Source organism: Aphanizomenon flos-aquae FACHB-1287, assembly GCF_014698755.1.
Taxonomy (GTDB): domain Bacteria; phylum Cyanobacteriota; class Cyanobacteriia; order Cyanobacteriales; family Nostocaceae; genus Dolichospermum; species Dolichospermum flosaquae.
The window spans coordinates 70,934-96,791 of record NZ_JACJTO010000013.1 but is presented as its reverse complement, the minus strand read 5'-3'; the positions used below and the strand labels follow the sequence as shown (position 1 = coordinate 96,791).

The window sequence follows — 25,858 nt, the reverse complement described above, 5'->3', positions numbered from 1 at the left end:
AAATCAGTTATGTTCATTGGATGGAAGATATTATGAAATGTTGACATTTTTACCCTTGATAATACTAGTATACTTAAATATGTAAAGTTTTGTAACGACATTCAACATTTCTGATCCTGATGTTATCAATCGTGTATTTAATATGGTAAATCACAAATCTGAAAATTCATCTTTAACTCCCACTAAAGTTAGATTAGCTTTTGAATGTCCTCGACTATTTTATCTCAATCACCATTTTAATTGTAAAGCAATATTCTCTCCTAAAGATACTCTTGGGGGTGTTGGTAATGTTTTTCATAAATTAGCAGATGATTTTATTAATTTACTGCTGATTGAACCCAGATTTAAAAGTTTATTTAATCCATCTGCAACACAATTAAAGGTAGATGTAATTACATCGGAAATTCAACAATTATTCTATCAAATTAAGTTCTTTCCCTATTTGCAAAATGCAATTGCAAAAGACGCGAGTCAAGCCTCTTTACTGCTACAGGTTTGGCAAGGTTTACAAGGATTAATTAAAAAGTTTACTGAATTGTTGATCATCAATCGTCGTTATTGCAGTGCGGAAACAGTTATTCAGAATACTTTTATTTCTGGAGAACACAATTTAGAATATTACTTTGATTTACCTAATGGCACAAAACAATTAATCAGAGGTGAGTTTGATTGTCTGGTTTTTAATTTTGAACTGAAACGCCTTTTTATGGTAGAATTTAAAACCTATCAACCTGTAGATTCAGCAGCACAATTAGCGCAAGTCTCTCTCTATAGTTATATGTTATCGAAGCAGAAAAAAACACCTGTTGATTCTGCTGTTTATTGTGTTTTACCAGAATTTAAAGAGTACAAATATTCTTGGGAACAGTTAGAAAATACGGTTCATCAATTAATTCCCTATAAATTATTACAAATGCAAGAATGGTTAAGTTGGGAATCTCCCAATCCTAACCCACCACCAATGACAACTGAACCTTATTTATGTGAAATTTGTCCCCAACAACAAAAGTGTCAGACTTTTTTTGATGTTGAATCTAATCATGATCAAAATTTGGAAAACTCAACAGGAAACCTAACCCCCCAACCCCCTTCCCTACCAGGGAAGGGGGAGAATTTAAAGCCTCTCTCCTGCAAGGAGAGAGGTTTGGAGAGAGGTTTTTCAAATACTTTTAAAAGTCAGAAGGATACATCTATTAATGCTGATAAAATAGGAGAAGATTTAGTTAATACTTTGCAATCTTTTGGTATTGGTGTTGAGTATCATGGTGCTGCGGTAAGTCCAGCATTTATCAGAGTCAAACTTAAACCAAATTCGGGTGTAAAAGTAAATTCAATTCTCAAATTATCCGCTGATTTACAAGTACAATTGGGGTTAGAATATCCGCCTTTAATTGCACCTCAAGCTGGTTATGTAAGTATTGATTTACCGCGTCAAGATAGACAAATTGCTAAATTTGAAGATTTTATTCAAAAGCAATTTTTACCCCCAACAGCACCCGTAAAAATTGCCATTGGGGTGAGTATTGATGGTAAATTGTTAGAGGCTGATTTATCAGATCCAAATACCTGTCATTTTTTGGTGGGAGGAACAACAGGAAGCGGAAAAAGTGAATTTTTGCGATCGCTTCTTCTCAGTTTAATCTATCGTCATTCTCCCCAACATTTAAAAATTGCTTTAGTTGATCCTAAGCGGGTAACATTTCCCGAATTTGAACAAATGTCGTCGTTATATGCACCAGTTGTCAAAGATAGCGATCGCGCTGTAGAATTAATGCAAGAACTAGTAGCAGAAATGGAATCTCGTTATCAAAAATTTGAAAAAGCTAAATGTGCAGATTTAACAGTTTATAATCAACGTTCCTCCCCAATGTTACCGCGCATTGTTTGTATTTTTGATGAATATGCCGATTTTATGGCAGAGAAAGAGGTCCGCAACATCTTAGAACAAAGTATCAAACGTTTAGGCGCGATGGCAAGAGCCGCAGGTATTCATTTGATTATTTCTACCCAACGTCCAGAAGCGAGTATTGTCACCCCAATTATTCGTACTAACCTACCTGGAAGGGTCGCACTCAGTACCAAAAGCGAAGCAGATTCAAAAATCATCTTAGGTGGAACATCAACCGTAGCAGCTTATTTAATAGGAAAAGGGGATTTAGTTTACCAAGTTGGTCCGCATTTACAACGTCTTCAGAGTTTATTGGCACAAAATATTAAACTATCCTAACAAGACCCCCGATTTCTTGGAGAAGTTTGGGGTTTGAGTACCATCACCAAAGTTAAAATCTATTAGATAATATGAACGCTACCTTAATGGGAAAGCGTCAGTAGAGGAATAAAAATGGGATATGTAATTGCAACCGCAAACATGAAAGGTGGAGTCGGTAAAACCACCATTACCGTGAATATGGCCACTTGTTTAGCCAAAAATCACGGAAAAAAGGTCTTGGTTTTAGATTTAGATAGTCAAATTAGTGCGACACTGAGTTTAATGTCACCACTAGATTTTACTAAACGTCGTAAACAAAAAAAGACATTGAGATATTTACTAGATCAACTTATCAACCCCAGACCAGAAGCAAAATTTACAATTTATGACATTATTCAACCTCAAGTTTGTAATCTTCCTGGATTAAATTTATTACCGGGAGACATAGATTTATATGATGAATTTGTGGTTTCTGAAATGCTGCATAATCAATCTATAGCATTGGGTGAACAGGACTTTGAAACTATCTGGAATCGTTTTGAAAGAGTCCTAATTAGAGATATTTTAAAACCCGTACGTGATCAATATGACTTTATTCTTTTAGATTGCGCTCCCGGTTATAATCTTATGACTCGTAGTGCTTTAGCTACAAGCGATTTCTACATTCTTCCTGCTAGACCAGAACCATTATCTGTGGTAGGAATTCAACTTTTAGAAAGGCGCATTTCCCAATTAAAAGAAGGTCATGAACAAGAAGCGAAAATAGATATTAAAATGCTGGGAATTGTTTTTAGTATGTCCAATGTAAATCTTCTCAATGGCAGATATTACAAACAAGTAATGCACCGAGTTGTCGAAGATTTTGGCGTAGATAAAATCTGTAAAGCTCAAATTCCCATTGATGTTAATGTTGCTAAAGCTGTAGATAGTTTTATGCCTGTTTCTTTACTTAATCCAAATACAGCCGGTTCTAAGGCATTTACCCAGTTGACTCAGGAATTATTGCAGAAGTTATAAATGGAAAAATAAGATATCTGACTTCTTCAAGAAGTTGGGTATCTGAGTAGATTTTACAAAAATTGTCTGTTTCCTGTTCCCTTTTTTGTAAAATCGCTAAAACCAATTAATTATTACCATGACAACAATTTTTAGGAGATTTATACCGGGAATATTCTTTTTCAATAATGCTTAAAAGTGCTATTGGCAATATTTATGGATTTTCTAGTTAAACATGAGTCTAATTGATTGATACAAAATTTATTACTAGTAATATTACGGTAATTGTTAAATCAAAAGTAATGTATTATACTTTTTGTATTTGTGCATACGCGCTTACCACCCCTAATTATTGTCTCATTAATCATTTATTTGGGGATAAGAATAAATACTGACTGGAGCTAAATCACTTTTATTACCTCAATTTAGCTGTAATTATTACTACTAATTATTTTAACTACTTAAATATATTTACTTATCTAAAATATAGACAGAAACTCATATATTAAGTAAAATCAACGCCAGTATTTTGATAATCTCACCTTTTCATAGGTTGTTTTTGCGTAGATGATAGCAACTAAGACCAGTAAAATTCCATCCGAATCCAGATAAACATTATAAATTTTTTAATACCTCATGATTTGCGAATACTGAGAATCAATATTAGATAGTAATGTTTAAATTAGGCGAGTGCCCAAGATTAAGTTTCCACAAGAAAATCAGAAAATCTGAAAAAAAACGTTACATAGCCAAAATCCTGAATTAATAACGGTTTGCAAGCTCAAAGCTGGCAGAAAATCTTGCTAGTTGATTCAGACTTACGCTAAAACCCTGATCCCCAAGCCTCAAAATTCATGTTAATGTATTCGAGTTACAAAATAAAAAGTGAAAGTCGAACCAGTTCAAATTTCCAGGGAGAATCACTGTTCAACAGTGAAAAAACCAGCTAATCAAAAAACTTAAGTTCTAAAGTCGCTTTAAAAATCGGACGCATGAATCAAAGACATTTGTGGACTACAGTTGCCGTACTTCTAGCTGTTTTGGGTCTGCCCTCCATTGGTCAAGCTCAACCCAGTCAAGAAAGTTCCCCAACTGGTCAAGCATCATCTTCCCATGATGCCATTAAAGTAGGAGAGTACCAATCCCCAACAGAGAACCCAACCTCAAATCCTGTGACTGCCAGCATTTACCCTCACAGTATTAAAGGTTTACAAGCAGCCACTCTTTATGTTCGGGATATTCCTGTTCTTACCTTCCTGGGTTCTACCCCAGTTACTAACAACGAAACCAAAGTTGGAGTAATTGGCAGTGGTGAGAATCTCAATTCTCATACTGATACTACTACCAACCAGTCAAAAGTTGCCAGTTTTAGCAATACTGTCAATCAAGTTGATTTTAACAAACAAGTTAGTACAATTAACAATGACCCAGTTCAGAAAGCTAGTGTTATAGCCGCTAGAATTAACGAACTAGTCGAGAATAATGTAGATGCAAGCAAGATTACTGTCAGTTGGAAAACACCGGATAATTCCGTAATTAACAATAAAGCCAATAAAAAAGGCTTCTTAGGTCAACAACCGTCAGTAGATCGCTACACCATTACCATTGACGGTCAAGAACTGGTAGAAGTCAATGCAAGTACGAGATTAGCAGATACTAGCGATAGTGACAACGTGGCACCAGCCACTAATCTTGCCAAAGATGCCTTACAAGTAACTAATAGACTGCGAAGACTGATGGGTAACGCGTCTCCTATTGGAGAAATTGCTAACCTACCAGTACGTAAATCAGGATCTGGGCTAAAACGAGGGCGACAGATTTCCTTAGGTAATATCAAGCTCAATTTTCGGGGTATGGCCTCTTGGTACGGTTATGATGGCTCTGGCAATAAAACCGCCAGTGGTGAAAGATATAATCCTGAAGGATTAACTGCCGCCCATCGTACCTTACCTCTAGGGACAAAAATCCGTGTCACTAATACCCGTAATGGTCGTTCTGTCGTCGTGCGAATCAATGATAGGGGTCCCTACATCCGGGGGCGAATTGTTGACCTCTCCGCTGGTGCTGCTCGAATATTAGGTATGATCCGCAGCGGTGTTGCTCCGGTCAATCTTGAGGTTTTAGGAAGATAACTGGTTCAAATTCTCCTTTCGCTTTCTACTATTAAATTCCCCTAAATTCCCCTGGTTAATTTATCTTCTCCCTCCCCTATCAGATATACACTAACGGGGGAAAAGATAGAAATGAACTAGGGGTATTTTGTGCGTGTGCTGACAAATGTTGTAGCCTTACGCTGCTATTTAAATCGCCGTCGCTGGCAAAGCCATATTAAGCCACCAGATGATGATGAACAAACCAGTTGGTATCCTACAGTGGTGGGTTTAGTTCCCACTATGGGGAATTTACATCAAGGTCATTTAAGTTTAATTAAACGGGCTAAACAAGAAAATTTGACGGTAATTGTGAGTATTTTTGTCAATCCTTTGCAATTTGGACCGAATGAGGACTATCAACGCTATCCCCGCACTCTAGAACAGGACAGACAATTTTGTGAACAAGCTGGGGTAGATGTGATTTTTGCCCCAACTCCGGAGGAAATTGGTATCCCTAGTAAGAATATAGCAGAAACTCAGATGACACAAGTTGTCCCTCCGTCTGATATGATATCTGGTTTGTGTGGTAATTGTCGTCCAGGTCATTTTGCTGGTGTGGCAACTATTGTTACTAAACTTTTGAATTTAGTACAACCTGACCGGGCTTATTTTGGACAAAAGGATGGCCAACAACTGGCAATTATTAAACGCTTAGTAGCTGATTTAAATTTGCCAGTAGGAATTGTTGTTTGTCCCACGGTGCGGGAGGTGTCTGGCTTGGCTTTAAGTTCTCGTAATCAGTATTTGACGGCTACAGAAAAGGAGCAAGCAACAGTGTTATTTAAAGGTTTACGGCAAGCTGAAGCGGCGTTTAAAGCTGGCGTTCGTCACAGTAGTGAACTAATAGCATTGGTTCGGGAAGAAATCGCAAAAGTTAGGGCTATCAGCTTGGAATATGTTGAATTGGTGGAACCGACTACGTTGATGTTTTTAGAAAAAGTTGAGAATGAAGGAATGTTGGCGATCGCTGCTCGTCTTGGTTCTACACGGTTAATTGACAATACGATTTTGCGCGACAAAGACCAAATACGCGAACCAATTATCGCTATTGATGGTCCCGCGGGTGCTGGTAAATCTACGGTTGCTCGTCAAGTGGCAAATCATTTAGGTTTGGTTTATTTAGATACAGGTGCTATGTACCGGGCGATCGCTTGGTTAGTGCTGGAACAGGGGATTGCTATTGATGATGATTGTGCTGTTGCTGAATTGGCGACGCGGTGTAAAATTGAACTCACTCCTGGTCAAAGTCTGCAATCTCCCGTAAAAGTCCAGATTAATGATATAGATGTCACTGAAAAAATTCGCACAGTTGAGGTAACATCTCTAGTATCAGCGATCGCTGCTCAAAGTGCTGTTAGACAAGCATTAGTCCAACAACAACAGAGTTGGGGACAACGGGGGGGTTTAGTAGCGGAAGGTAGAGACATTGGGACTCATGTTTTCCCAGATGCAGAGGTTAAAATATTTTTAACTGCTTCCGTGGGTGAACGGGCCCGTCGTCGTCATCAAGACTTTCAAGCGCGAAATCAAAACCAAGTTAGCTTAGAACAGCTAGAACGGGATATTGCTGAACGCGACTTAAAAGATAGCACACGCAAGATTTCCCCTTTACAAAAAGCTGCTGATGCTATTGAGGTCGAAACTGATGGTTTAACAGCTTCTGAAGTAGCTGCACAAATTATTAACCATTATCAGCGGCTCTCTGATTAATTACAATTATGGTGGGTAATTTACTCACCATTGCAAATTTAATCAAAAACTGGGAAAGTAACTATAATACAAATCCCATAAATATGGCAACAATTACAGAAAATTCTCATCATCAAGATTTAATTGGTTTTATTTGGGCTATTGCTGATAAACTCCGGGGACCCTACCGCCCGCCTCAATATCGTCGGGTGATGTTGCCCTTAATTGTGTTGCGGCGGTTAGATGCTGTTTTAGAACCAAATAAACAAGCTGTGATAGAAGCTAAAGCCAAATATGAAGCCATGAAATTAAAGGGTGAGGCCTTTGAAAAAGCTATTTCTAAAGTCGCAATTGGGGGAGAACGTAAACAATTTTTATATAACACCAGTCGATTCACATTTCAAAAATTATTAGATGATGCTGATAATATTGCTAGTAATTTAATTGATTATATACATGGTTTTTCACCTAAAGCCAGGGATATTTTTGAAAAGTTCGATTTTAAAAGCGAGATTCAAAAACTTGATGAAAGTAATCGCTTATATCTGATTATTAAAGATTTTTGTAACCCAGAAATAGATTTATCTCCTTCTAAACTTTCTAACCTCCAAATGGGTTATCTATTTGAAGAATTGGTGAGAAAATTTAATGAACAAGCCAACGAAGAAGCGGGAGATCATTTTACACCTCGTGAAGTAATTCGCTTGATGGTAAATTTAGTTTTCTGTGAAGAAACCGATGTTTTTAAATCAGGTATTTATCGCTCAGTTTATGACCCCACAGCCGGTACAGGAGGGATGTTATCAGTAGCAGAAGAATATATTAAAAACCAAAACCCAGAAGCGAATTTAGGGCTATTTGGGCAAGAATATAACCCCGAATCCTATGCTATTTGTTGTTCTGATTTATTGATTAAAGATGAACCCATAGACAATATTATTTATGGTGACACATTAGGAGTAAAAAACGCCAAAAATAAAAGTAATAATTTCGTACCCCATGACGGACATTCTGATAAAAAATTTCATTATATGTTGGCTAATCCTCCCTTTGGTGTGGAGTGGAAACCGGAACAAGATTTTATTGAAGATGAGCATAAAAATTTAGGATTTAAAGGACGTTTTGGCGCAGGTTTACCACGCATTAATGATGGTTCATTGTTGTTTCTTCAACACAAGATCTCAAAAATGCAACCTTCAGAAAATGGCGGTGATGGTTCACGAATTGCGATAGTATTTAATGGTTCTCCATTGTTCACAGGAGACGCAGGAAGCGGTGAAAGTAATATTCGGCGGTGGATAATTGAAAATGATTGGTTAGATGCGGTAATTGCTTTACCTGACCAGATGTTTTATAATACGGGAATTTTCACTTATATTTGGTTAGTCACCAATAAAAAAAGGTCAAATCGTCGGGGGAAAGTGCAGCTTATTGATGGTACTCATCATTATTCAAAAATGAAAAAGAGTTTAGGTAATAAGCGTAATGAATTATCATCTGAACATATTACCGAACTGGTGCGACTGTATGGGGATTTTCAACATAATGGTATTAGTGAAATTAAAAATGATGGTAAAATAGAAAAGCCGATTTGTTCTAAAATCTTTGATAATCGGGATTTTGGTTTTTTAAAGATTACCGTAGAACGTCCATTAAGATTAAATTTTCAAGTTAGTAAAGAGCGGTTAGCTTTACTTTGGGAACAAACAGCTTTTCAAAATTTAGCTACTACTAAAAAGCGGAAAGATGAAAAGGTACAACAATTAGAAATTTTAGAGGGTGAAAATCTCCAAACTCAGATTATTGAAGCTTTACAGAAAATAGATACAAATAAACTTTATCTATTCCGTGATAAGTTTGAAAAAGATTTAAATCAGGTTTTAAAAAAAGCAGGTTTAAATTTAAAAGCACCTATTAAAAAAGCAATTTTATCAGCTTTGGGAACAGCAGATCCAGAAGCGGAAATTTGTAGAGATAGTAAGGGGAATCCTGAACCAGATAGTAATTTGCGAGATACGGAAATTGTCTCTTTACCAAATGATATTGCTTTACCTTTACCTTTAGATTATGGTAAAGATGGGAGTGTAAATGAGTTAGTTAAGTTAGTAAAAGAGCATTGTGAGGAGTATTTTAAAAAGGAAGTTTTACCCCATGTTCCAGATGCTTGGATTGATTTTGATAAGACTAAAGTAGGTTATGAAATTCCCTTAAATCGTCATTTTTATGTATATCAGCCTCCCCGTGGTTTGGATGTAATTGAGGATGATATTAAGGCCTTAGAATCGGATATTATGGCGATGTTAGCGGAAGTAGTTTAAGGACTAAAATAGAAATATAGAGTTAGGAGGTTTTCAAATTATGCAAATTACAATTGATTTACCAGATAATTTAACAGATAAAATACCTGATTAATGGGGTAATTTATCCCAAAAAATCTTGGCTAATCTTGTATTAGATGCTTTTAAAGATGGCTTGATTGATTTTGATGAGATGAAAGATATGCTCAACTTTTTTTCTGACACTGATTTCCAGGAATTTTTAAAGCAAAAAAATATGCTTCATTCTCAGGGGATACTTAATTTATATGGTGCTTGTGCTGATATTGAGTTTAAGGAAAATGATCTAGGAATTTCTAAGAAGAAGTCGGGGATCTGAACAGCTAAAATAAAAATATAGAGTTAGGAGCTTTTGGTAATGTCGTTAGTAATTTTAGATGAATTTTTAGACGCTTCCCAGTTAACCCCTACGGAATTTTTACAGGAGATTGCATTACATTTATTTGAGTCGGGGCGATTAACTTTTGATTATGCAGCTAAAATGGCACAAATGGAATCTGATGCTTTTCGGGATTTACTGAAGGCGCGGAAAATACCTTTATATCGTTATGATTTGGAGGATTTTGAGATTGATTTACAGAATTTACAGGAGTTGGGAAGATTGTGATTATTAGTGATACTTCTGTGATTACTAATTTAATTAGTATTGAACATATTTTTCTGTTACAGGCACTTTATGAAAAGGTGATTATTCCTCAAGCAGTTTATGAAGAATTATCAAGGTGTCATCCCCTATTTTTAAGTGAACTACAAGCAGAAAAATCTCCTTTCTTAGAGGTTAAAACTGTGAAAGATAAAAATAAAGTATATGAATTAAAACAACAAGCTAAGTTAGATAATGGGGAGTCGGAGGCTATTATTTTGGCATTGGAGTTAAAGACTGATTTATTATTAATTGATGAACGCAGGGGAAGGGCTGAAGCACAACGGTTAGGAATTAGAATTACTGGATTATTAGGAGTTTTATTAGAAGGGAAAACAAGGGGTTTTGTTGTGGCTGTTAAGCCTTTGATGAATAAGTTGATTGAAAATTCTACTTTTTGGATTTCTCCGCTTTTATATGACAAGATTTTACTTTTAGCACAGGAAAAGGAAGGGGAATAATGGGTAATTATCAGGGTTATCAAAAGTATAAAGATTCTGGTGTTGTGTGGTTGGGTGATATTCCTGAGCATTGGGAAGTTAAACGATTAAAACAAATAACAAAACTAATAGACGGAGACAGAGGAAAAAATTATCCTAATGAGAATGATTTAGAGGATGATGGAATCCCCTTTTTAAGCACTGACAATATTAAATCTAATGCTTTCAATTTTTCTTCAAAAACAAAATTTATTACTTTAGAAAAATTTGAATCTCTTAGTCGGGGAAAATTAATTAAGAATGACTTAGTTGTAACTATGCGTGGAACTATTGGACAAACAGCGTTGTTTTCTAATGTTCCGTATCAAACAGCATTTATTAATGCACAAATGATAATTGTTAGACCAATAAACATATTTGCTGAGTTTTTGAAATATATTTCGATGTCTCTATTATGGTCAAAGCAATTAGATTTTTATTCTTATGGGACAGCACAACAACAGCTTTCAGGCGCATTTTTAGGAGTTTTATATTTAGGTTTCCCCCCACTAGACGAACAAGAAAAGATCGCTCAATTTCTCGACTATAAAACCAAACAAATAGACGAACTCATCAAAAAGAAAGAAACCCTCATTGAAAAACTCGACGAAAAACGCACCGCAATTATCAGTCACGCTGTCACTAAAGGACTAGATTCAAGCGTACCAATAAAAGATTCTGGTATTGAGTGGCTTGGTGATATTCCGAAACATTGGAAATCTATAAGAATTAAATTTATTGGTGATATTAAATATGGATTGGGTGAACCTCCTGAACAATTGGATGATGGTTTACCAATTATTAGAGCAACAGATATTTATAGAGGAATAATTGATGGTTCTAAAGTACAAAGAGTAAATCCTGATAAAGTTCCTTGGTCAAGAAATCCAGAGCTTAAAGTAGGTGATATTCTAGTTGTAAGAAGTGGAGCTTATACAGGAGATTCTGCCATTGTACCAGATGAATGGGCTGGAGCAATTGCTGGTTACGATATGGTTTTAACTCCTACTAAAGCTTACTCAAAATATATTGCTTTAAATTTATTGAGTAAACATATTTTAGAAGGTCAAATATATTTGGCAAAAAGTAGAGCAGCCCAGCCTCATTTGAATGCAGAAGAATTGGGTAATACGATTATCTGTCTTCCTCCTATAAAAGAGCAAAAATTAATATCTCAATATTTAGACCAAAAAACAACCCAAATTGACCAACAAAAAGCTAAAATCAAACAAGCCATAGAACTATTAAAAGAATATCGCACCTCCCTAATTACCAACGCGGTAACAGGTAAAATAGATGTAAGCCAAATTGCTATACCCTCACCCCAGAAACCACAACCCCAAAAAGGATAATCACAATGAGTACAGAATATCACATTAAGCTTATTCAAACAGGAAACACCCAAACCTTAACCATCCCTCCAGAATTAACTCTATCAACAACAGAAGTAATTATCCGAGAAGATAACGGAAAACTCATCATAGAACCCTACAAGAAAAAATCTCTCCTGGAAACTTTTTCCACCTTAGATGACATAGAAGAAGATTTCCCCGATATTGATGAAGGATTATTACCCTTAGATGATATTGAATTGTAAAAATGTCTTATTCATACTTGCTCGACACCAATATACTCTCTGATTTTGTCAAACACCCAACAGGGAGAATTTTTTCTCAAATTCAAAAAGTGGGTGAAGAAAAAATTTGTACCAGTATCATTGTAGCTTGTGAATTACGATTTGGCGCAGAAAAAAGCAATTCATTCCGATTAAAAAAACGAATTGAACTAGCTTTTAACATGATTCCTATATTACCATTAATGGCAGATGTAGATCATAATTATGCTATAATGCGTACACATTTAGAACGTCAAGGAACTCCCATTGGTAGTAATGACTTATTAATTGCTGTCCATGCGTTGACATTAAATCTAACTGTCGTTACCGCCAATGTTCGTGAATTTTCTCGCATTCCTAATTTAAAAGTAGAAAACTGGCTCAACCCCAATTAATAAAATGCACACAGAACACGAATTTGAAAACATCATAGAAAAAGAACTCCTGCAACTCAGTGGCTACGAACAAGGTAACGCCAAAAACTACGACCCAGAAACCGCTCTTTTCCCCACGGAAATCATTAATTTCATCCAACAAACTCAACCAGAAGCATGGAAATATTTAGTCAAAGCCAGCGCCAATGAATCCGAAAAAATCATCATAGATAGCCTCACCAAAGAACTCAAAAGCCGGGGGATATTAGATGTCCTCCGTCACGGTTTCAAGTGTTATGGTAAAACCTTTAAAATAGTCTATTTTCAACCTAACACGACCATGAACCCGGAAACCTTGAAACTGTACCAGAAAAATCACCTCACTGTTACCCGCCAAGTTACCATTAAAACCGGGGGTATTCCTGATATTCTCCTGAGTATCAACGGTTTACCCATAGCCAGTATTGAACTAAAAAACCCTCTTTCCGGGTCAACCTACCAAAAAGCCATTTATCAATATCAAACCGACAGAGACCCCAAAGATCCCCTATTTACCTTTAAACAACGGTGCTTAGTCCATTTCGCGGTAGATAGTGAACAAGTTTGGATGACGACTAAACTAGCTAAAGAAAATACCTATTTTCTCCCCTTCAATAAAGGACATAATCACGGCGCTGGAAATCCCATTGGTAATCATGGAGAATATCGCACTAGTTATCTGTGGCTAGAAGTTTTACAAAAAGATAGCCTATTAGATATAGTGGCGCGTTTTCTGCATCTTGACGTTAAAGAAATCAAAATTATCACAGATACAGGCATTAAATATCAGAAAAAAGAAACCCTAATTTTCCCTCGTTATCATCAACTTAATGTAGTGCGTAAACTTATTAAGCATAGTCAAGAAAATAAAGCCGGACATAATTATTTAATCCAACATTCCGCAGGTTCAGGAAAGTCTAATTCTATCGCTTGGTTAGCACATCGATTAGCCAATCTTCATGATCACCAAAATGAAAAAATATTTCATACCGTTGTTGTGATTACAGATAGAACCGTATTAGATCAACAACTGCAAAATACTATTTATCAATTTGAACATAAAGCGGGAGTTGTGCAAAAAATAGATGAAAATACTCAACAACTAGCTAAAGCTTTAAATGATGGTGTACCAATTATAATTTCTACTATTCAGAAATTCCCTTTTATTACTAGAGCTATTGAAACCTTGGCTAAAAAAGGGAAAACTATTAATATTAATACCAAAGATAAACGCTTTGCCATTATTGTTGATGAAGCCCATAGCTCGCAAAGTGGAGAAACAGCCGCAGAATTGCGAAAAATCCTCAATAAAGATGGTATTGAATCTGTCATTGCGGCTCAACTTTTAGAGGATGAATTTGAGGAAGGGGATATTAGTGATGAGGCTAAACAACAACTATTAAAAGACCAAATTACCCGCAGTAAACAACCAAATCTGAGTTATTTTGCCTTTACTGCTACTCCTAAATATAGGACTTTACTCCTATTTGATGAACCGGGAGAAAATGGTCAATCTCCCTTTCATCTTTACACCATGCGTCAAGCCATTGAAGAGGGATATATTAAAGACGTTTTAGCTAATTATACCTGCTATGAACGATATTTTGAATTAGTCCGCACCTCCGAAGATGATCCAACTTTACCACGTCGACAAACGGCCAAGGCTATTGCTCGTTTTATTGAACTGCACCCTCATAATATCACTCAAAAAGTAGAAATTATTATAGAACATTTCCGCAACCATACCCGCCATAAAATCGGCGGAAGAGCTAAAGCAATGGTTGTTACCCGTTCCCGTGAACACGCTGTTAAATATAAATTAGCTTTTGATAAATATATTCAAGAAAAAGGTTATAGGGATATCAAATCTTTAGTAGCTTTTTCTGGTTCTATTAACCTTGATGAATTTCCAGATCAAACTTTTACAGAAGAGAATATGAACGGGATCAAAACATCAGAAATTCCCGAAAAATTTGAAAGTGAGACTTATCAAGTTTTGTTAGTTGCTAACAAATTTCAAACCGGATTTGACCAACCTTTATTACATACCATGTTTGTGGATAAAAGGCTAGATGGAGTCCAAGCAGTGCAAACTTTATCACGACTCAATCGCACCACCACAGGGAAAGACGACACCTTTATATTAGATTTTGTGAATAAACCAGAGGACATTTACAAAGCCTTTAAACCCTACTATGAGGAAACTCCTATTGGTGAAAATGCAGATCCACAACAATTAAATGATTTATCTTATCAACTTTATGAATGGCAACTTTTTAGCCAAAAAGATGTTAACCAGTGGTGTGAAATTTGGTTTCGTCCTAAAACTTCTTTGACGGGAAAAGAACATCAAAAATTAAATAGTTTATTAGATCCAATTGTGGACAAATATCAACAACTTATAGACTCTGAAAAAGAACAATTTAAAAATCAATTAACCAGCTTCCGTAATCTTTATTTATTCCTAGCTCAGATTATTCCTTATCAAGATTCAGAATTAGAAAAACTTTATGCCTATGGACGATTTTTAGTTAAGAAATTACCTAAAATTAAAGATGTAAACAGAATTGATTTATCTGGGGATATCGAACTAAAATTTTATCGCTTGGAAAAAATCAGCGCAGGTAAGATTAATTTACAGGAAGGTACAGCGGAAGGGTTAATAGGTGCTACAGCAGTGGGAACTCGTCAACTAGATCAGGAAGTTCCTCTATCTCAACTGATTAATTCTTTAAATGAAAGATTTAGTACAGATTTTACCTTAGCAGATCAACTGTTTTTTGAACAAATTACTGCAACAGCGATCGCTAATGATTCTATCAAAAAAGCTGCTCAAGTCAACACTAAAGAAAACTTTGCTCCTGTACTAGAAAAGCATCTAGAAAACCTCTTTATTGAACGTATGGACGGGAATGAAAAAATATTTATGGAGGTCATGAATAATGAAGAATTTAGAGCAATAGTGTTAGAAAAATTACTATCTAGTATTTATGAGACCTTGAACCGAAATGTACATGAAACCGGCAATAGGAACTAAAAAGGAGGGATTTTTACCAGTCTACAAGGGTTTGCGGCTCATTTACAGCACTTTGTATAACACTTTGGTGCAACAATTCAGAAAATAAAAGTAAATTCTCGCTAATTCGTGGAAATTTTCACTTTAGTAGTAGAATAACAATGTTAAGTTTTATGTGCCGACCTTGAGGATATAAAACAAGACCATACAAAACCTGTAATTTCCGAAGCTTCTTTCATAGCTTTTAACAAGACAACAGTAAAGAGAGGATTTCATAACATGGCATTTACACAACCCCCGTTACCTTTTGCTTCTGACGCTTTAGAGTCTTACGGCATGAAAGCTGAAACCTTTGAGTATCATTATGGTAAACATCATAAAGCTTATGTAGATAATTTGAACAAGCTGGTTGATGGTACAGAATTAGCTCACAAGTCTTTGGAAGAAGTAATTAAAATTGCTTTTGGTGACTCTGCTAAAGCTGGAATCTTCAACAACGCGGCTCAAGTTTGGAATCACTCTTTCTTCTGGAATTGCTTAAAACCAGCCGGTGGTGGCGCTCCTACAGGCGAATTAGCTGCTAAAATTGCACAGGATTTTGGTAGCTTTGACAAATTCAAAGAAGAATTTTCCACCGCTGCTGCTACTCAATTCGGTAGTGGTTGGGCTTGGTTGGTTGATGATCATGGTACACTAAAAATCATGAAAACACCAAACGCTGAAAACCCCCTCGCTCATGGTAAAAAAGCACTTTTGACCATTGACGTTTGGGAACACGCATATTACATTGATTTCAAAAATGCTCGTCCTGGATTTATCAAAAATTTCCTAGATAATTTGGTGAACTGGGATTTTGTCGCTGCAAATTTTGCTGCTTAGATCTTAATTAATAATTGATAATTGATAATTTTTTAGTTGTCAATTATCAATTTTAAATTACTAAAACCAATGCTATTTAATTTCTTTAAAAATTCTCAGTCTGCTTCAGAAAATATCAAATTTAACTCTAGTTGGTGTGTAGCTTACGGAAAAATAGATAATTTGACCAGTGATATAATTTGGCAAGATCAGCAATTTACAGTTATTTCTGAATTAGATAAACTTGCAATTAGTGACAGTAAAAGATTTGTAATAGTTGGAGATATTTGGTTAAGTAACCGAGGGGAATTACTGCAAAAATTAGGAATTAAAATTAATCATACTTGCAGTGATCAAAAAATAGTTGCACAACTTTGGGAAAAATACAATTCTGAATGTCTAAATCTCTTACTAGGAATATTTGGTTTAGTAGTTTGGGACTGTGAAAAACAAGAATTATATTTAATTAGAGATGCTATTGGTGGTCGCACCTTATATTATACTACCACAGGTTTAACTTATTGGATAGCCCCAAAATTAAGAACTTTAACACCTTATCGTTCCAATAATTTAGATTTAGTTGCATTACGGGATTATCTTTGTTGTGCATTTGTACCTGGAGAAAGAACACTTTGGCAAGATATCAAAGAAATTCGTCCTGGTAGTTTTCTAAAAATACCATCTCACAAAGTTGATGATTATTGGCAATTAAAAGAACAAATTATAGACACAAATCAACCTTTAGAATGGTATAGTGAAAACCTGCGTTTTTTACTTGAACAAGTTGTTAAAGAATATTTACCCGAAAATCAACCAATTGGTATTTTTCTATCTGGGGGTTTAGATTCTAGTAGTATTACCGCACTAGCAGCAAAATTACATTCTGCACCAATTCATACTTATTCTATTCATTTTGGTGCAGAAACTGCGAACGAATTAGAATTTTCTAATTTAGTTTCTCAACATTGTCAAACCCAACAGCACATTTTAGAAATTAGCTTTCGGGATATGTGGGAACATTTGCGAGAAACCATGGCTTATTTAGATGATCCTATTGGTGATCCTTTGACAGTTCCCAACTTATTAATAGGAAGAATAGCGCGAGAAAATGTCCAAATTACTCTTAATGGAGAAGGGGGAGATCCTTGTTTTGGTGGTCCAAAAAATCAACCAATGTTAATTAATAGTTTATATGGTTCTATTAATAATCAAGATTCATTACAAGCTTATTTAACCTCTTTTCAAAAGTGCGCTTTAGATTTACCACAACTTTTAAAACCAGAAATTTGGCAAAGTTTAAAAAATGAATCATCTGTATTTTATCATGATTTAAATACCGATATCAATTATTTGAATAGATTAATGTTTTTAAATATTAAATTTAAAGGTGCGGATCAGATTTTAACAAAAGTGAATAACTTAACTCAAGCAGTAGATTTACAAGGTTTATCACCATTATTTGATCAGCGGATAGTTGCATTAAGTATGCAAATTCCTCCAGAATATAAACTTTCAGGAGTAGAAGAAAAAGCAGTTTTAAAAAAAGCAGTTAGTGATATTTTACCAGATAGTATTATTCATCGTCCTAAAAGTGGGATGATGGTCCCTGTACAATTGGGATTTAGAAAATATTGGCAAAGAAAAGCGCGGAAATTGTTGTTAAATAGAAATAGTGAGATATCAGCTTATATTAATCAGGATATATTGCGAAACTGGCTAGATTTTAAAGGTGATATTTGGGGGAGATATGGTGTTAAACTGTGGTTATTGGTGAGTTTAGAAATTTGGTTACAAATGAATAAAAATACATTAGATAAGTAGTTAAATATTCACTTTCAACCTTGGATACAGCGTTTTCCACTGAGTTGAATCATCAAAATCTTGTGGTGCGGGCATCTTGCCCGCTAAGTATGTACTTCCTAACACCAGGAAGTGTTGTAATTTTTATTTACATGGATTTATAATTAATTACAAATTAAAGTTACATTTTATACTAAAAATAATATTAGACTTTGCCGAGTAAAATTTGTTTACAAATGGTACAATTTAAAATTTATGTGAACTTCGTCATTTTTATGGTTCAAGAACTTGAACGCAAACGCCAGGGTGCGACTTTTCCAGAATCCGCTCCAGCAGCCAATCCCGTGTTTTTTAGAACCTACAGCCGTCGAACAGAAGCAGGTTTAAGAGAAACATGGGAGCAATTATGCGATCGCACATTACGCGGTTTAGTAGAACTGGGAAAACTGACCCGTCAAGAAGCCACCATTTTAGATAAGATGCAGCGGAACATGAAATCTCTCCCCAGTGGGCGCTGGATGTGGGTTGGCGGCACAGATTGGTTAACCAAACCCAAAAACTTCTCCGGCGCTTATAACTGCACCTCCACGAACCTTGTAGACTGGAAAGCCTTCGGGTTAATGATGGACTTAGCGATGATGGGCTGTGGCACGGGCGCTATCATTGAACCAGAGTATATTAATCAACTTCCCTCTATCCGTAATCCTCTCAGTGTCACCATTCGCGGTGAAATTGGTAGCACACCCCTAGAACAGCGTCGTGAATTTACACAAATCCTTATAGGAGATAACACGGCTACTATTCACGTTGGAGACAGCCGTGAAGGTTGGGTAAAATCCTATCAAACTCTTTTAGAACTTTCTACGGATGAACGTTTTACCAGTGAAGTACAGGTAATTGTTGATATTAACGATGTTCGTCAATCAAGGGAAACACTTAAAGGTTTTGGCGGTATGGCCAACCCAGTCAAGTTACCTGGATTATATCAGCGTTGCGCCTCTATTCTCAATCAGGCAATAGGCAGACAATTAAACTCCGTTGAATGCTGTTTATTGATTGATGAAGCTGCTGTAACAATTGTAGCTGGAAATATCCGAAGAAGCGCGGGTATAAGACAGTTTATTTCTGAAGACGAACAAGGCGCAACTGCCAAGGATAACTTATGGCAACAAGACGCAGAAGGTAACTGGCGCATAGATCCAGAACGTGATTCTTTGCGAATGGCCAACCATACAAGAGTATTTCACCGTAAACCAACTTTAGAAGAATCTATTGCTGCTGTACAAAAACAATATTATAGTGGTGAGGGAGCAATTCAATGGGCTGGTGAAGCAGTTGCTAGAGCTAATGCTGATTTATTAAATACACCGGAAATCAAAAGAGATTTTCTACGCGCTTATGAACAAGGTAAAAGTGAAGAATGGATACAGCGGAATTACCCGGAAATCAGTGATCATGAATTAGAACATAGAATGGGTAGGTTTGGATTAAACCCGTGTGGTGAGATTATCGGTAACAACTTCCACTGTAACTTATCAGAGGTACACTTAAACCAACTCGACCCCGACAACTATAAAGAACAAGAAGAGGCATTTACCGCTGGTGCGCTTTCCGTCGTCGCCCTGTTAAATCATCAATTCATTGAACCCCGTTATCAATATAGCCGAGAATTAGATCCCATTGTCGGTGTATCATTTACCGGTTTATTTGACTTTTTTGTTCATGCTTTTGGTACAGATTGGTTACGCTGGTGGGAAGCAGGAAGACCAGAAACCCCCCAAGGACTGATTTTTAAAAGTCGTGAGCAAAAATATCTCAACTTCTGGAAAGATGTAGTTCATAAAGTAATATGGGAATATTGCGATCGCCATCAGATTAAACGCCCCAACCGTTGTACTACAGTCCAACCAGCAGGGACCAAATCCCTCTTAACAGGAGCATCACCTGGTTGGCATCCGCCCAAGTCCCAAAGATTCATCCGTCGGATTACCTTCCGTAAAAATGACCCTGTGGCCCTAGCTTGTATAGACTATGGTTACAACGTTATCCCCTCCCAATCTGACAAAGATGAAAATGGCAACTTACTTAATAATGCCTTTGATCCTCGGTGTACAGAATGGTTAGTAGAAATCCCTGTAGCTGTATCTTGGGCTGACTTACCCGGTGCTGATATTATTGATGTATCTCAGTTTTCCGTCTTAGCGCAATTAGATTTTGTCATGGAAGTTCAGAATCATTATGTCACCCATAACACCTCAGCTACCCTAGAACTCCGTTCGGAGGAGGTTGAATTACTGGGAACACGCATCTATGAAGCTATCCAAAATGATGAAGGATATATTTCCGCTGCGTTGTTAGCGCGGTTTGACGATTTACAATCATTCCCTCGTTTACCCTTTGAACCCATAGATAAAGCTACTTATGAACGCTTATCCCGAGAAGTCAAAGCCCGACGGAAAACAGATGATTTCTGTGGTGCCCTAAGTCGTTATGATTTGGGAGAATTATCAGAAGCAGGTCCTAGCGGTTGTGACTCTGACAAATGTATGTTCCCAGAACAACCACCCACATCATAAGATCTCTGTAACAGCCTGTAATATTTAGTTTAAATCCGTGGGGTAGGCTTCTAGCACACCCCGCAGATTTTAGGGAAGAGGTAAAAGGCAATTTTACGTTTCTTTACAAAGTTCGGTTTTATTCTTTTAATCTACTTAATTTAAAATCCCTATAGTTACTTCTGAGCTAGTATCTGTTAAGATTAATGAAGAATTAATAATTTTTGACAGTAATACTTGGAGAATGTAATGTTTATTAGTGAATTGTCCCCCTTATTTCGAGAATTTACCCAGAATCCAGTTTCATTTATGGGTGGATTTGTTTCCGGTGTCCTCCGACTCAACCTGAACGAAGACCCAGTTAAAAGTTGGCTAAATAAAAAAGGTTGTGGTTGTGGTCATAGTTCTAGCACCCTGGGTACAGAGGCAAAAAATGACAAAGCTAATGGACCGCAACAAATTACAATTGACTAAATTACTTAATATTACTTGTCTCAATTTAGGCTAATAATGGGTAATAGGTAATGAGTAATAGGAATTACAATAGTTACCTATTTCCCGTCTTTAAAAATAAATTTAAGAATCATTTGGGTACAAAATGTGGGATAAAATCTACATCCACACCAGGAAAATGGAAGTATCTATCCTCTTGAATATCAAATTTAGATTACAGAATCGTCATACTTCTTAATAAACCAACAGCGTAAACACAAAACGTTCTAATCTAAAAATTGAACTGGGTTAAGCTAGATTTTTCCGGCGTGATATTCACAGATATGCAAAAATGTCAAGCCTTAAAATAAATAATCCAGGCTTAACACATAAACGATTATGATAGGAGTTTTACAAATCCCATGAGTGTTAAGGCAAGCGGTGGAAGCTCAGTTGCGCGTCCGCAACTATATCAAACCTTACCTGTCTCCACCATTTCCCAAGCGGAACAACAAGACCGCTTTTTGGGAAGAGGTGAACTAAGTGAACTTGGCAGTTATTTTGCCTCCGGTGCCAAGCGGTTAGAAATTGCCAAAATTTTGACAGACAATTCCGAAATTATCGTTTCTCGTGCGGCTAACCGGATTTTCGTTGGTGGTTCACCAATGGCCTTCTTAGAAAAGCCCCAAGAACGAGAATTGGCAATGGTTGGTGCTGGTACTAGTGTCCAAGAGGGCATGAAATTAGGAACAATCACTTACGTAGAAAGTCGTGGTGGTTTCTTTGAAAATCTGCGTTCTATTTTCAATACCTCTGCCGGTGGACCCACACCTCCAGGCTTTAGACCCATTAACGTAGCTCGTTATGGTCCGGGTAACATGGCCAAGAGCTTACGGGACTTGTCCTGGTTCTTGCGTTATGCTACCTATGCGATTGTCGCTGGCGACCCGAATATTATCTCTGTGAATACCAGAGGTTTACGGGAAATTATTGAAAATGCCTGTTCTGGTGAAGCAACTATTGTCGCTTTACAGGAAATCAAGTCAGCCTCCCTATCTTATTTCCGTAAAGATGCGGCAGCTACAGAAATTGTCACTCAGTATATGGATGTACTGCTGACAGAATTCCAAGCCCCCACACCTTCCGCCCAAGTCCGTCAACGTCCTACCGGCGACCAACAAGGGTTAAAACTGCCGCAAATTTACGCTATTTCCGCAGAACGTCGTCCCAAGTACGTTATGAAGCCCGGTTTGTCTTCTAGCGAAAAGACAGAAACCATCAAAGCGGCCTATCGTCAAGTATTTGAGCGCGATATTACCCGTGCTTATAGCTTGTCTATTTCTGACTTGGAATCAAAAGTTAAAAATTGCGAAATCTCTATGCGGGAGTTTATTCGCCGTCTTGCGAAATCTCCTCTTTACCAAAAACAGTTTTACCAGCCTTTTATTAATAGCCGGGTGATTGAATTGGCTTTCCGTCACATTTTAGGACGGGGTCCAAGTAGTCGTGAGGAAGTGCAAAAATATTTTGCAATTGTTTCTCTCAAAGGTTTAGCGGGTTTGGTTGATGCTTTGGTAGATTCTACCGAATACAGCGATTACTTTGGCGAAGAAACAGTTCCCTACATTCGGGGTCTGGGTCAAGAAGCTCAAGAATGTCGCAACTGGGGACAACAACAAGACCTGTTTAAATACAGCGCGCCTTTCCGAAAAGTTCCTCAGTTTATTACAACTTTTGCTGCTTACGAACAACCATTACCTGACCAACATCCCTACGGTTCTGGTAATGACCCCTTGGAAATTCAATTTGGGGCGATTTTCCCGAAAGAAACCCGCAACCCCAGCAGCAGCCCTGCACCTTTTAGTAAGGATACCCGTCGGATCTTGATTCACCAAGGACCTGGTATTAATAACCAATTGAGTAATCCTGGGGCGCGAGGTGTAGCTCCTGGTACTTTGGGTGCTAAGGTGTTCAAGTTAGACCAATTACCTGGAACTATTGGTAAAAAAGCCGCCAAGGGTGCAAGTGTTAAGTTCTCGGAAAGTTCTACCCAAGCGGTAATTAAGGCTTGTTACTTGCAAGTTTTTGGTCGTGATGTTTACGAAGGTCAACGCCTGAAGGTTGCAGAAATCAAGCTGGAAAATGGCGAAATTACTGTCCGTGAGTTTGTGCGGATGTTGGCGAAGTCGGATTTATTCCGTAAGCTATACTGGACTTCCTTGTATGTATGTAAGTCCATTGAGTACATTCACCGTCGCTTATTAGGTCGTCCTACCTACGGTCGGGAAGAAAACAATAAGTATTTTGACTTAGCTGCTAAGAAGGGCTTCTATGCGGTTGTTGATGCCATTCTTGACACTGACGAATACAGTCAAACATTTAATGAAGATACAGTTCCTTACGAACGTTATCTAACTCCTGCGGGTGTGTCCTTACGTCAACTGCGTGTTGGTACTATCCGTGAAGATTTGGCGAATGTTGAGAAACAAGAAACACCTCGCTTTGTGGAATTGGGTGCAGTCACAGAAATGCGGACTGAACCAGATATTGATTTCCGTATCAACCAAGGTGTTACTAAGCAGCGTGAGCAAACCAAGGTCTTTAAGCTCATAGCTAATACTGTTGATAAGGTTGCGGTTCACACTTTAATTAGTGGCGCTTATCGGCAAATTTTTGAACGGGATATCGCGCCTTTTATCCTCAAAAATGAGTTTACTGTTCTAGAAACTCAATTGGGTAATGGGGAAATTACTGTCAAGGAATTTATTGAGGCTGTGGGTTATTCCAGTCTTTACATTAAGGAGTTTTATGCACCTTATCCCAATACTAAGGTAATTGAGATGGGTACTAAGCACTTCTTAGGACGTGCACCCATTGACCAAGGGGAAATTCGTAAGTATAATCAAATCTTAGCTACTCAAGGTATTAAGGCGTTTATTCGCGCTATGGTGAATAGTCCTGAGTATGCTCAAGCTTTCGGTGAAGATACTGTTCCTTACCGCCGCTTCCCCACTTTACCCGCTGCTAACTTCCCCAATACCGAGAAACTTCACAACCAGTTAACCAAACAAAATGATGATTTGGTTGTTCCTAGTTTTGAAACTGTTAAGCCCCGGATTAAAACTGAGAATACACCAATTCTTGGGAAAGCGATCGCTGATTTAGCAGCCGAAGCTAAGAAAATGGACAAAACTAAACCTTTGTTCATGGAATTGGGTCGTTCTTTCAATGACGGTCATGGCCAGTCTGTGGAAGTTGGTGTCGGTACAAGCCGCCGCAAACCAGCCCGGATTTACCGTGCTACCACCGGGACAAATTCCCCAGAAACCAATCAGGTAATTAATGCTATTTACTGTCAAATCATGGACGTATTTAGCGGTCAAGTTCCTGAATATTTCCGCCGTTCTGATTTAGATAGCAAATTACGTAATGGTGAAATTACCGTGCGTGAGTTTGTCCTAGAATTAGCCAGTTGCGAAATCTATCGCAAACGGTTCTACGCTCCTTATCCCAATACTAAGGTAATTGAATTCCTATTCCGTCACCTATTGGGACGCGCACCAGCCACCCAAGGTGAAATCCGTCAATATAACAAATTATTGGCTGATAAGGGGTTAAGGGCGGCTGTAGAGGCCATTGTCAATAGCGCTGAGTATGCTCGCTACTTTGGTGAAGATGTTGTTCCTTACAAACGCTATCCCTCAATACCTGCAGGTAACTACTTGGGTAGTGTCCAGGCTGAAGCTGACTTAGTGAAACAATCTTGGTCTAGCTTGTCTCCTTCTGTTTTAACCGGTCGCGCCAAGTAACAGATAGGTGACAGGTGATAGGTAATAGGTAATAGGTAATAGGTGATAGTAAAAAGAAGGTAAGAGGTTTAATAAATATCTTTCTGTTCCCCGTTCCCTGTTCCCTGTTTCCTGTTTCCTGTTCCCTGATGAATGAGCAAATCTGAAAATAAGTGTTACAAAATATTAAGAGCAGTAATAAATGCTCAACATAATACTGGAGAATATTTTACGGGAGGTAATTGAGTGTTCCACCTGGTTTACACCAAATCCAGTCAATCTGGCTATAAATGTAAATCAAGATGTTAGACTTCAATATCAACCGCATAAAGTCGTACCAGTTTAATCAAATCCTGGTTCAATTAGTTTTGGAGGAATCCATTAATGAGTATCGTCACGAAAGCTATCGTGAATGCTGATGCAGAAGCTCGCTACCTCAGCCCCGGCGAATTAGATAGAATCAAAGGTTTTGCTGCTGGTGGCGCACAACGTCTCCGCATCGCTCAAGTATTGACCGAAAACCGCGAGCGCATTGTTAAGCAAGCTGGCGACCAACTATTCCAAAAACGTCCTGATGTTGTTTCCCCCGGTGGTAACGCTTACGGTCAAGAAATGACAGCTACTTGCTTGCGTGACTTAGACTACTACCTCCGTCTTGTTACCTACGGAATCGTTTCTGGTGATGTTACCCCCATCGAAGAAATCGGTATCGTTGGTGTTCGGGAAATGTACAAGTCTTTGGGTACTCCCATTGATGCAGTTGCTGGTGGCGTTGCCGCTATGAAGAACGTTGCTGCTACCCTATTGTCTGCTGAAGACGCTGGTGAAGCTGGTTCTTACTTCGACTACGTTGTTGGTGCAATGCAGTAGGTTTTA

18 protein-coding genes are annotated in these 25,858 nt (G+C 37.5%); all 18 read left to right on the top strand.

Annotated elements, in window-relative coordinates:
- The first annotated feature begins 142 nt into the window (after positions 1 to 142).
- The 18 genes from H6G44_RS08685 to apcA all read left to right on the top strand — a co-directional run bounded on the left by H6G44_RS08685 (position 143) and on the right by apcA (position 25,852).
- Positions 143 to 2,227, top strand: a complete 2,085-nt coding sequence (locus tag H6G44_RS08685) for a DNA translocase FtsK (RefSeq protein ID WP_311138800.1) — start codon at positions 143 to 145, stop codon at positions 2,225 to 2,227.
- 114 nt (positions 2,228 to 2,341) lie between these two features.
- Entirely contained in the window at positions 2,342 to 3,226 is an 885-nt protein-coding gene (locus H6G44_RS08680; protein WP_190386106.1) for a ParA family protein, read from the top strand.
- A gap of 971 nt (positions 3,227 to 4,197) precedes the next feature.
- A complete protein-coding gene (locus H6G44_RS08675) occupies positions 4,198 to 5,337 on the top strand; it encodes a septal ring lytic transglycosylase RlpA family protein (RefSeq protein ID WP_190386107.1) in 1,140 nt (379 codons plus the stop codon).
- Positions 5,338 to 5,466: 129 nt separating this feature from the next.
- Positions 5,467 to 7,068, top strand: a complete 1,602-nt coding sequence (locus tag H6G44_RS08670; protein WP_190386108.1) for a bifunctional pantoate--beta-alanine ligase/(d)CMP kinase — start codon at positions 5,467 to 5,469, stop codon at positions 7,066 to 7,068.
- A gap of 83 nt (positions 7,069 to 7,151) precedes the next feature.
- Positions 7,152 to 9,365 (top strand): type I restriction-modification system subunit M, encoded by a 2,214-nt coding sequence (locus H6G44_RS08665; RefSeq protein WP_190386109.1) that lies wholly within the window; start codon positions 7,152 to 7,154, stop codon positions 9,363 to 9,365.
- Between the two features lie 118 nt (positions 9,366 to 9,483).
- Entirely contained in the window at positions 9,484 to 9,702 is a 219-nt protein-coding gene (locus H6G44_RS08660; protein ID WP_242031691.1) for a hypothetical protein, read from the top strand.
- Positions 9,703 to 9,741: 39 nt separating this feature from the next.
- Positions 9,742 to 9,990: a UPF0175 family protein gene (locus tag H6G44_RS08655; protein ID WP_190386110.1), complete on the top strand. Its 249-nt coding sequence runs from the start codon at positions 9,742 to 9,744 to the stop codon at positions 9,988 to 9,990.
- Positions 9,987 to 10,487: a DUF3368 domain-containing protein gene (locus H6G44_RS08650; protein ID WP_313885300.1), complete on the top strand. Its 501-nt coding sequence runs from the start codon at positions 9,987 to 9,989 to the stop codon at positions 10,485 to 10,487. The genes H6G44_RS08655 and H6G44_RS08650 overlap by 4 nt, the downstream gene beginning before the upstream one ends.
- Complete coding sequence (locus tag H6G44_RS08645) at positions 10,487 to 11,857, top strand: restriction endonuclease subunit S (protein ID WP_190386111.1); 1,371 nt, start codon at positions 10,487 to 10,489, stop codon at positions 11,855 to 11,857. The genes H6G44_RS08650 and H6G44_RS08645 overlap by 1 nt, the downstream gene beginning before the upstream one ends.
- Positions 11,858 to 11,862: 5 nt before the next feature.
- Positions 11,863 to 12,102, top strand: a complete 240-nt coding sequence (locus H6G44_RS08640; RefSeq protein ID WP_190386112.1) for an antitoxin — start codon at positions 11,863 to 11,865, stop codon at positions 12,100 to 12,102.
- 2 nt (positions 12,103 to 12,104) lie between these two features.
- Entirely contained in the window at positions 12,105 to 12,515 is a 411-nt protein-coding gene (locus H6G44_RS08635) for a type II toxin-antitoxin system VapC family toxin (protein ID WP_190386113.1), read from the top strand.
- Between the two features lie 4 nt (positions 12,516 to 12,519).
- Complete coding sequence (locus H6G44_RS08630; protein WP_190386114.1) at positions 12,520 to 15,570, top strand: type I restriction endonuclease subunit R; 3,051 nt, start codon at positions 12,520 to 12,522, stop codon at positions 15,568 to 15,570.
- 258 nt (positions 15,571 to 15,828) lie between these two features.
- Entirely contained in the window at positions 15,829 to 16,428 is a 600-nt protein-coding gene (locus tag H6G44_RS08625) for a superoxide dismutase [Fe] (protein WP_190386115.1), read from the top strand.
- Between the two features lie 69 nt (positions 16,429 to 16,497).
- Positions 16,498 to 18,228, top strand: a complete 1,731-nt coding sequence (locus H6G44_RS08620) for an asparagine synthetase B family protein (RefSeq protein ID WP_190386116.1) — start codon at positions 16,498 to 16,500, stop codon at positions 18,226 to 18,228.
- 254 nt (positions 18,229 to 18,482) lie between these two features.
- Complete coding sequence (gene nrdJ / locus H6G44_RS08615) at positions 18,483 to 20,783, top strand: ribonucleoside-triphosphate reductase, adenosylcobalamin-dependent (protein ID WP_190386117.1); 2,301 nt, start codon at positions 18,483 to 18,485, stop codon at positions 20,781 to 20,783.
- A 228-nt stretch (positions 20,784 to 21,011) separates the two neighbouring features.
- On the top strand, positions 21,012 to 21,236 hold the full coding sequence (locus H6G44_RS08610) for a hypothetical protein (protein ID WP_190386118.1): 225 nt from the start codon (positions 21,012 to 21,014) through the stop codon (positions 21,234 to 21,236).
- A gap of 380 nt (positions 21,237 to 21,616) precedes the next feature.
- On the top strand, positions 21,617 to 25,003 hold the full coding sequence (locus H6G44_RS08605) for a phycobilisome rod-core linker polypeptide (protein WP_190386119.1): 3,387 nt from the start codon (positions 21,617 to 21,619) through the stop codon (positions 25,001 to 25,003).
- 363 nt (positions 25,004 to 25,366) lie between these two features.
- Complete coding sequence (gene apcA, locus H6G44_RS08600) at positions 25,367 to 25,852, top strand: allophycocyanin subunit alpha (RefSeq protein WP_168492790.1); 486 nt, start codon at positions 25,367 to 25,369, stop codon at positions 25,850 to 25,852.
- Positions 25,853 to 25,858: the final 6 nt, after the last annotated feature.

What these genes read in the sequence shown, in the direction of transcription:
- H6G44_RS08685 (WP_311138800.1), top strand. Translation starts at nt 143, where the DNA reads ATGGTAAATCACAAATCTGAAAATTCATCTTTAACTCCCACTAAAGTT.
- nrdJ (WP_190386117.1), top strand. Translation starts at nt 18,483, where the DNA reads ATGGTTCAAGAACTTGAACGCAAACGCCAGGGTGCGACTTTTCCAGAA.
- H6G44_RS08625 (WP_190386115.1), top strand. Translation starts at nt 15,829, where the DNA reads ATGGCATTTACACAACCCCCGTTACCTTTTGCTTCTGACGCTTTAGAG.
- H6G44_RS08665 (WP_190386109.1), top strand. Translation starts at nt 7,152, where the DNA reads ATGGCAACAATTACAGAAAATTCTCATCATCAAGATTTAATTGGTTTT.
- H6G44_RS08655 (WP_190386110.1), top strand. Translation starts at nt 9,742, where the DNA reads ATGTCGTTAGTAATTTTAGATGAATTTTTAGACGCTTCCCAGTTAACC.
- H6G44_RS08645 (WP_190386111.1), top strand. Translation starts at nt 10,487, where the DNA reads ATGGGTAATTATCAGGGTTATCAAAAGTATAAAGATTCTGGTGTTGTG.
- apcA (WP_168492790.1), top strand. Translation starts at nt 25,367, where the DNA reads ATGAGTATCGTCACGAAAGCTATCGTGAATGCTGATGCAGAAGCTCGC.
- H6G44_RS08635 (WP_190386113.1), top strand. Translation starts at nt 12,105, where the DNA reads ATGTCTTATTCATACTTGCTCGACACCAATATACTCTCTGATTTTGTC.
- H6G44_RS08605 (WP_190386119.1), top strand. Translation starts at nt 21,617, where the DNA reads ATGAGTGTTAAGGCAAGCGGTGGAAGCTCAGTTGCGCGTCCGCAACTA.
- H6G44_RS08640 (WP_190386112.1), top strand. Translation starts at nt 11,863, where the DNA reads ATGAGTACAGAATATCACATTAAGCTTATTCAAACAGGAAACACCCAA.
- H6G44_RS08675 (WP_190386107.1), top strand. Translation starts at nt 4,198, where the DNA reads ATGAATCAAAGACATTTGTGGACTACAGTTGCCGTACTTCTAGCTGTT.
- H6G44_RS08680 (WP_190386106.1), top strand. Translation starts at nt 2,342, where the DNA reads ATGGGATATGTAATTGCAACCGCAAACATGAAAGGTGGAGTCGGTAAA.
- H6G44_RS08610 (WP_190386118.1), top strand. Translation starts at nt 21,012, where the DNA reads ATGTTTATTAGTGAATTGTCCCCCTTATTTCGAGAATTTACCCAGAAT.
- H6G44_RS08630 (WP_190386114.1), top strand. Translation starts at nt 12,520, where the DNA reads ATGCACACAGAACACGAATTTGAAAACATCATAGAAAAAGAACTCCTG.
- H6G44_RS08620 (WP_190386116.1), top strand. Translation starts at nt 16,498, where the DNA reads ATGCTATTTAATTTCTTTAAAAATTCTCAGTCTGCTTCAGAAAATATC.